Below are 8,342 nucleotides of genomic sequence, written 5' to 3' on the forward strand. Positions count from 1 at the left end.
CAGCAACGCCGCCATCGTCGACGCCTGCTGCCAAGCCTGGAATGCCCTGACGCCAGATCGCCTCCGCTCCCTCACTAGCTATCCCTGGATTGGAAAAGTCACTTCATAAGCGCGCCGGTATGACGCGCTGCCGCTCCCCCGACTGCTGACAGAAGCCCAGGCCGCCGAGGCCCTGGGCGTGTCGGTGGACACCATGCGACGGGAGCGGCGGCGCCAACGGATCGGCTACACCGTCATTGGCGGCCGGCCGCGGTACACTGATCGCCACCTGAACGAGTACCTTTCAGCGAACGAGGTAGCGGCTTGCGTGGCGACCGGAAGGATCAGCGAGGACGCATCGGGGAATACTGGCTCAGCCAGCGCCCCAACAGCGCGCAGTGGTGCCGCACTTGGTTCGACGCTGACGCCCGACAGACGCGCCGCGCATCTCTCGGCACTGACGATTTTGAGCAGGCGCAGCTCGCCCTTGCGGAATGGGTGACGCGCAACGTCACCCTGCGGCAGCAGCAGCCCAGGGATGTGCCGGTCGCAACCGTCTTCGCCCGCTACTACGACAAACACGCCCGGCATGTGATCGGTGCCAGCGTCCAACAGGCCAACCTGCGCGTGATGCTGGAAACGCTACCTGCGGGGATCACCGTTGCGGAGCTGAACCTTGAAGCTCAGCAAGCCGCCGTCGCGATCCTGCGCAAGCGCTACGCCCCCGGCACGATCAAGCGGATGTTGAGTGCCGCCAAGGCTGCCGTCACTTGGTCGTGGAAGAACGGCGAGCTTGACCGGCAAATGCCCTTCCTCAGCCTGCCGGAAGGGCAGGGGAGGGAGCGGGTTCTCTCTATTGCGGAGCTGGCGCAGCTGTGGTCGGCCGACATGCCCGACCATGTGCGGGTGTTTCTGGTGCTGCTGATCGGCACCGCCGCGCGGCCGCAGGCCATCCTGCAGCTCACCCGCTTCCAGTGCGACCTCGACCGCGGGACGATCAACCTCAACCCGCCCGGCCGGCTACAGACCAAGAAGCGGCGGCCGATCCTGCCGATGGCGGGCTTCCTGCGCCCCTGGGTTGCGTCCGTGCAGGCCGGGCCACTGGTGGCGTGGCGCGGCAAGCCCGTGCTGAAAATCAACGGCGCGTTCCAGACCGTGCGGGATGCGGCCGGCCTGGATGCCGAGGTGGTGCCCTACGCGATCCGGCACACCATCGCGACCGAGATGCGTGCCAGGGGAGTGCCCGAACTGGAGTTGGCCGGGTTCCTCGGGCACCTGATGCCCAACATCCGCACGACGGGGAGATACACGCATGTAGCGCCTGACCACCTGGCGCGCGCTCGCGCTGCGCTGGAGGACATCGCAAACGACATCGGCCGGGTAGCAGCCCGGCCGATGGTACTCAACAATTTGCGTGCTAGCTGCGTACCAGTGCCTCAGCGGGAGAACGCCAATTCTTCCGCTAAGCCTTTGTCGACTGGAGCAGCGGTAGCAGCTGGGATCAAACATTCTCTGGGCGAGTGGTCATGTGGCCGATGCTGCGGAGTGCTATCGGCCCGGCCGCTTGCGTAAGAACGTGTTTCGCTCCGACGGATCAGTAATCCTTAGCGCTAAGCGAGACCAGAGGTCTTCGGCACTGGTTGTAACTGCGCCCTCGCGCTGCACGAGAATGCGAGCGATGGGGCCAAGATGCGTCATCAGCGCGGCCGTCGCGGCAGCCAGGGCTTCGGGCGGTAGCCGTGAGGTCAGGCTGGAGGGCATAGATCCGGCATGGCTGGCGACTGACGAGTTGCCCAAGGAAGCAGTGCGTAAAGCAGCGCTGGTCTCGCGTAGAACGTCCTGGCGAAAGCGGAGGCGCTCAGACTCCTCGCCGATGTTGCGGGCCAGGCTGTCGCACAGAGCCTCGAGATTGCCGGCCCCGCGTGCAGCACTCGCGACGAGGCGCGGCGCGATCGGGCCGACGTAGGAGGTGAGGCGGTGGGCCAGCCGGTTCAGCGTGTCCTCTGCAAAAACAGGAGCCAAGACCGGCGCGGCAGGTCGCGCGGCGACGATAGTCCCGTCCTCGCCAGCGGAGAGCACCGCGGTGCTGAGGGCCTCAGCCATGGCAGTCGCATTGGGAAAGCGATCCTCACGTCTGCGAGCGAGGCTACGCGCGATCACGGCGGCGAGGCCCGGCGCCGCGGCCAGCACTGTATCCGGCAATATGGGGGGAGGGGCGTCCACGATCTTGCGCGTCACCTCGACCACGCTGCGGCCCTCGTAGGGGCGCCGCCCAGTGAGCAGTTCGTAGAACAACGCTCCGGTGGAGAATAGGTCAGCGCGGCTGTCGACGCGCTCGCCCAGGCACTGCTCGGGGGACATGTAGTTCGGTGTGCCTATCACTTCTCCCACCTGGGTCACTTCCGAGCCCTCGATACGAGAGATGCCGAAGTCCGCGACCTTAGTGACGCCAGTACGGGAGAGGAGGATGTTAGCCGGCTTGATGTCCCGGTGCACCACGCCATTGGCATGGGCGCAGGTGAGTGCCGAGAGGATCGCCTGCACCAGCGCCGCTGCCTCGGCGATGCTAGGACGTAGCCCGTTGCGGAGCGCTTCCTTGAGGCTCGTGCCCTCGACAAACTCCATCACCAGGAAAGGATGACCCTCGTGCAGGGCATAGTCGTACACGGCGACGATATTAGGATGGCTGCAGCGACCAGCAGCCTGCACCTCATGCTCGAAGCGGCGCAGGAACTCGGCACGCTCGGCCGAGTCGAGCAGCTCCGTCGAAACGAGCTTGATCGCGACCACTCGGCCGATGACCGGATCGCGTGCCTTGTAGATGAGGCCCATGGCACCCCGGCCGACCTCGCTCTCGACGAGGTAGCGGCCGATGCGCTGCGGCGCGGTGGCCGGTTCGCTCACGATGACATCAAGGTGTGCTGAGCATCCGCATCGCGTTGTCCAGGCTACGGCGCATTAGGTTGAAGGAGCGGGCGAGAGATGAGATTTCGTCGTTCCCGGGCGGCTGATACTCCGGCACGTTCTCATTGCCTTCGGACACGGACTTCGCGAGCGCTGCGATCCGTCGGACCGGTCGCACGATCAGCATCTGCAGCATGACGTTCAGGGCTATCAGCATCAGCAGGAAGACGCCCGAAAGGCTGAGGAGAAAGGTCGTCAGCGAATTATTTGCGCGGTCGAGCGCGAGCTGCAACGGCACCGAGACGATTTGCGCGCCGATCACGTCGTTCAGCACCCAACCGAAGCCGTTGGACGGGCCATAAAGGTCCACCATCGTCCTGGGCGCATTAGCCGGGGTGGAGTGGCAGGAAAGGCAGCCGGGATCCGTGATGCGGAAGGGCTTGGCAAATGTCAGCACTGGTCCCGTGACGCTGTCGCGCTGGCTTACCAGCTCCGATAGCCCCGTGTCCCGCTTGAAGGTGTTGATGATATCGGTTTCCCAGTCCGTCGCCCGGTCGGCTGGATTGGTGGGGTTCAGCGCGGCTTCCTTGTAAGCGTAATCCGGGTAGTCGCGGCGTAGGCCGCGGAAAACAGTCTGCGCTGCGAAGGACGGAACCGTGTGCGGCATGAACCGCGTCGTCATTTGGTCTGCCAGCAGCGGATTGATCTCGGTCGAGGTGTAGCCACGGACCGCGGTGGCATTGCGCATGATCATCAACGCCTCGTTGAAGGTGGCGCGCCGGGCCTCCTCCACCGCGATGCGATGGAATACGACCGAGGCTACCCCGAGCCCCGTGACGAAGGTGCCGACCATCACGAGGTTGAACTTAGTGCGCAGCTTCAACGAGATCTTCCTTCCTGCACACCACGGGGGTGCCTTTATGACCGCTACTGCACGACCCCGATCAGGGCGCTGATCTGAGCGCCCGTGAGGCGGCCGGTAGCCTCGGCGCTCACGGATGCTTGATAGCGCCTTATGGCATTCCGAGTCTCGGGCCCAAAACTGCCATCCACCCGGCCGCTGTAGTGGCCAAGGACCCCGAGGCTGGCCTGGATGCGGCGGCGCTGCGCCTCGTTCAGCGCAGCTTCCTCAGGGGGCGGTGAGGGAGCCGCAGCAGGAGACAGGTCCACCACGGCGGCGTTGGTCGGCGGAGCGGTCGCAGCCGGAGCCGCGATAAGGGGTGGGTCTGGGACCGCAGGCGTAACTGCAGGACCACCGGCCAGGAAACGCGGGCCATCCGGCGCCACCACGGCCAGTCGTGCAGCTTCTGGCAGGCGGGCGCGAAGCGAGGCGACGAGGCTGCCCAACTCCACATCGGGCCCCGCCAGCCCGGCCCGGAGGGCAGCGGCAAGAGGAGTAACAGGGAGGTTGGCGGCGGAACCCGTGCCCACAACCAGGGCAGCGCCGGAACTGGTGGCGCCCTCCGCGGCTGCGGCGAAGCCGGCGGACGTGAGGCTGCCGCCAGGGCGGGGTGTCAGGTCGAGCACGGTCAGGCTCACGCCGGTGGCACCGCGGGAAGCAGTGTCAGCTGCATTGCGGGCCAGAATGCCCTGAGTAAGTGTGTCGGAGTCGCGCTCCAGGGCGGCGGGAGCGGGAATCAGGAAGGCGCGGCCATTCCACTCGGTCGCCATCCCACAAACGTAGACTACGGCGGGGCTCTCAGGCGCGGTGACACGGATGCGGCCGAAGCTCGCCAGGGCAGCATCGAACTCGCTGCGGTTCGGATCCTGCCGCTCGGTCACGGTAAAGCCGAGCCCGCGTAGTGCTTGCGCGACCGCCCCGGTCGCCCCACGGCAAGCCGGAACCGCCGGCTGGGAAGTATATGCGCTGGTGCCGACCACGAGGGCCACACCCCGAGGACCCTCTGCGGGCTGGCTATGGGCTGCTAGCGGCACCGCGACGACGAGGGCAACTAAACTGCGAGCGGCACAGGGCCAGCAGCCTCCGGCAAAAATGGTCCGCTTCCTCGTAGTGACCCACTGGGAGCAGAGGGCTGTTCGGGCGGGCATGGCTTCCGGCCTGTAATGGGGTCGATCGGAAGTGTGTGCGCCCACAGGAGCCATGCAACTACCCATGTTTCAGGTCGGGGGTGTCAGCGACAGTCACGGCTGGCGGCAGCACACGCGGACCGGCTGGTGTGAGCCGGGCTCCGAGGCACCGAACCTCCGGCGTGGTCCAGTGCCGGACCGGGCGCCACCGCCCGTCCCGGCCCGTCCAGCAGCCCGGAGCAGTCGCACAAGCACCACAGTGACATTGGTGGGTTGGTTCAGGCGAAGGCGATGCCGAACTGGGCGGGGTTCTCGCTCATGATGTCGGGTGCGGTGAGGGCGATGTGCTCGGGGCTATCGGAGAAGTTGATCACCGCCCCCGCCCGGCTGAGTGTGCCGGCGTCGAGCTGGGTGGCGTAGTACTGCACCTCCTCGGCCGAGCCTGCCCGGTGCAGCGTGTTCTGGTACAGCAGCTCCACAAACTGCGCGCTGGGCAGGTCGGTGCCGTAGCGGGCCTGGAACTCGGGGCTGCCGGTGAAGTTCTGCACGATGTTCTGCGGCGTGAACTGCCCCGCATCCAGCTGCTCGCGGTAGAACACCAGGCCGGCCATGTCGGGCTTGCGGCCGAGCAGGGTGTCGTAGAGGCGGGCCACCTCGGCCGCGTTCTCGCTGACGTCCCAGATGCCGGCCTGAACCGTGGCGGCGGTGAGGGCCTTGTTCTCCGGGCTCTCGCTAAAGTTGACCAGGGTCTGCTCGCGGCTCTGCCCAGCGGCGAACTGGTCGCGGTAGTAGCCGAGCTCGCTCTCGGCAGCGCCGCGGTGGAGCACGTTTTGGTAGAGCTGGACGACGTACTGGTCGTTGCTCAGGCCAGCGCCGAAGCGAGACTGGAACTCGGGGCTGGTGTTGAAGCCCAGGGCGATGTCGGCCAAGCCGCGGCCATGCTCGACCTGGTCGATGTAGTAGTTCAGCCCATCCTGGTCGGGGGAGCGGGCGAGCGCCGCGTTGTACAGCCGCACGACCTGGGCGGCCGGATCGGCGGGGTCGAACACTAGCCGGCCATCAACGAACTGCAACACCTCCATCCCTGTGGTGATGTAGCCGCGTCCACCGCCTGTCACATGCGACGGTAGCCCGCCACTGGTTTCGACGCTGCTGCCGCGGAAACCAATCGCCAGCCGAGCAGTGTCGATGCCGCTGCCGTCATTGACGACCTCGTCGGGCGGGAGCCCCGCATCATCGTTGCGGATGGTGCCCACCGCATCGGCACGCGCCAGGGTCGCCCCGGTAGGTGCCGAGAGCATCAGGCGGAAGGTCTCGTTGGGCTCCCACACCGTGTCGCCGAGCAGGTTCACCGCGACGTTTGCGATGGTCTGGCCGGGGGCAAAGGTCAGCAGGCCGCCCGCGGTGGCGAAGTCCGCCCCCGGCGCGGCCGTGCCGGCCAGCGCATCCCAGTGCACCGTCACGGGTGCGCTGCTGGCCTCCGACAGTGTCACCGCGAAGCTCAGCGCCGTGCTGCCGCTGTTGCCCTCCGCCGCACCCGCGTCCGCCACCGACAGGGTCGGCACGGCGTCGTCGTTGCGGATGGTGCCCACCGCATCGGCACGCGCCAGGGTCGCCCCGGTGGGTGCCGAGAGTACCAGGCGGAAGGTCTCCTCGGGCTCCCACGTCGTGTCGCCGAGCAGGTTGACCGCGACGTTGGTGGTGGTCTGGCCGGGCGCGAAGGTCAGCAGCCCGCCCGGTGCGGTGAAGTCCGCCCCCGGCACGGCCGTGCCGGCCAGCGCATCCCAGCGCACCGTGACGGGCGTGCTGCTGGCCTGCGACAGGCTGACCGCGAAGCTCAGCGCCGTGCTGCCGCTGTTGCCTTCCGCCGCACCCGCGTCCGCCACCGACAGTGTCGGCACGGCGTCGTCGTTGCGGATGGTGCCCACCGCCTCCTCGCGCGCCAGGGTGGCGCCGGTGGGCGTGGACAGCACCAGGCGAAAGGTCTCATCCGGTTCGTACACGGTGTCGCCGAGCAGGTTGACCGCGACGTTGGCGGTGGTCTGGCCGGGCGCGAAGGTCAGCAGCCCGCCCGGTGCGGTGAAGTCCGCCCCCGGCACGGCCGTGCCGGCCAGCGCATCCCAGCGCACCGTCACGGGCGTGCTGCTGGCCTGCGACAGGCTGACCGCGAAGCTCAGCGCCGTGCTGCCGCTGTTGCCCTCCGCAGCGCCCGCGTCCGCCACCGACAGGGTCGGCACGGCATCATCATTGCGGATGGTGCCCACCGCCTCGGGGCGCGCCAGGGTGGCGCCGGTGGGCGCGGACAGCACCAGGCGGAAGGTCTCGTCGGGCTCGTAGGTGGTGTCGCCGAGCAGGCTCACCGCGACGTTGGCGGTGGTCTGGCCGGGGGCGAAGGTCAGCAGGCCGCCGGTGGTGGCGAAGTCCGCCCCCGGCGCGGCCGTGCCGGCCAGCGCATCCCAGCGCACCGTCACGGGCGCGCTGCTGGCCTGCGACAGGCTCACCGCGAAGCTCAGCCCCGTGCTGCCGCTATTGCCCTCCGCCGCACCCGCGTCCGCCACCGACAGGGTCGGCACCGCGTCGTCGTTGCGGATGGTGCCCACGGCCTCGGCCCGCGCCAGGGTGGCGCCAGTGGGCGTGGACAGCACCAGGCGAAAGGTCTCGTCGGGCTCCCACGTCGTGTCACCGCGCAGGCTTACCGTCACACCGGCGCTGGTCTGCCCGGGGGCAAAGGTCAGTAAACCGGCCGTGACCTCGAAATCTGCCCCCGCCGTGGCCGTGCCGGCCAGCGCGTCCCAGCGTACCGTCACCGGCGTGCTGCTGGTCTGCGACAGGTTCACGACGAAGGTCAGCGCCGTGGTTCCGTAGTCACCTTCCGTCGCTGCCACATCTGCCACCGACAGCGTACCCGGTGCTGCGGTCATGTCCTGAACTACGAACTGATGCACCGGAGCAATCTGCCCTGGCTCGCCCTCGACGATGGTGGCGCCGTTGTAGATGGCACCCTCGAGGTAGAGGTTTCGATCGCCGCCTGCGCTGTTCTGCAGATCATTGAGAAAGGTCACACTGACCGTGTGGTTGCCCAGGCCCCAATCACCCCGGACGGCCAGCGTCTCGGTCTGGCCGGCCGCATGCGCGGCAGCGACGGTCTGCACGCTACCGACCTGAACGCCGTCTACCTTGATGGTGAACTGCGCGTGGCCCTGGTAGGCGTCCTCGGACAGCCGCAGCAGCAGCGTGTCTGCGCCGCTGCCCACCGTGTTGGTGACGGCCAGCACGGGGGCAGTGTTGACGCCGTCCGGCGAGGAGAGCGGCTGCAGCGCCACGGCCTTGGCCGTGGGGTCGACGGAGTAGGCGCGAATGTAGTCGATCTGGAAGTGTGCTGGCAGCGCGTTCGGATCCACCGGGCCAGGCCACCGGCCGCCCGCGGCGAG

5 protein-coding genes and 1 pseudogene are annotated in these 8,342 nt (G+C 67.8%); 2 read left to right on the forward strand and 4 right to left on the reverse strand.

Going from position 1 to position 8,342, the window contains the following annotated elements; all coding sequences use genetic code 11:
• Nucleotides 1-145 precede the first annotated feature (145 nt).
• Together ACLIBK_RS25205 and ACLIBK_RS25210 are read left to right on the forward strand one after the other, a co-directional pair.
• Nucleotides 146-280, forward strand: a pseudogene (locus ACLIBK_RS25205) (helix-turn-helix domain-containing protein); the annotation flags it as partial.
• Between the two features lie 23 nt (nucleotides 281-303).
• Entirely contained in the window at nucleotides 304-1,551 is a 1,248-nt protein-coding gene (locus ACLIBK_RS25210; RefSeq protein ID WP_415390060.1) for a tyrosine-type recombinase/integrase, read from the forward strand.
• Here ACLIBK_RS25210 and ACLIBK_RS25215 read toward each other — a convergent pair.
• From ACLIBK_RS25215 to ACLIBK_RS25230, 4 genes are all read right to left on the reverse strand, one after another.
• A complete protein-coding gene (locus tag ACLIBK_RS25215) occupies nucleotides 1,528-2,883 on the reverse strand; it encodes a serine/threonine-protein kinase (RefSeq protein ID WP_415390061.1) in 1,356 nt (451 codons plus the stop codon). The two genes, ACLIBK_RS25210 and ACLIBK_RS25215, sit on opposite strands and share 24 nt — an antisense overlap.
• Before the next feature lie 7 nt (nucleotides 2,884-2,890).
• A complete protein-coding gene (locus tag ACLIBK_RS25220) occupies nucleotides 2,891-3,766 on the reverse strand; it encodes a DUF3365 domain-containing protein (RefSeq protein ID WP_415390062.1) in 876 nt (291 codons plus the stop codon).
• Nucleotides 3,767-3,810: 44 nt separating this feature from the next.
• Complete coding sequence (locus ACLIBK_RS25225; RefSeq protein WP_415390063.1) at nucleotides 3,811-4,998, reverse strand: peptidoglycan-binding protein; 1,188 nt, start codon at nucleotides 4,996-4,998, stop codon at nucleotides 3,811-3,813.
• A gap of 191 nt (nucleotides 4,999-5,189) precedes the next feature.
• Nucleotides 5,190-8,312, reverse strand: a complete 3,123-nt coding sequence (locus ACLIBK_RS25230; RefSeq protein WP_415390064.1) for a Calx-beta domain-containing protein — start codon at nucleotides 8,310-8,312, stop codon at nucleotides 5,190-5,192.
• Nucleotides 8,313-8,342: the final 30 nt, after the last annotated feature.

It is taken from the genome of Roseomonas sp. BN140053, from assembly GCF_047690175.1.
Taxonomy (GTDB): Bacteria; Pseudomonadota; Alphaproteobacteria; order Acetobacterales; family Acetobacteraceae; genus Roseomonas.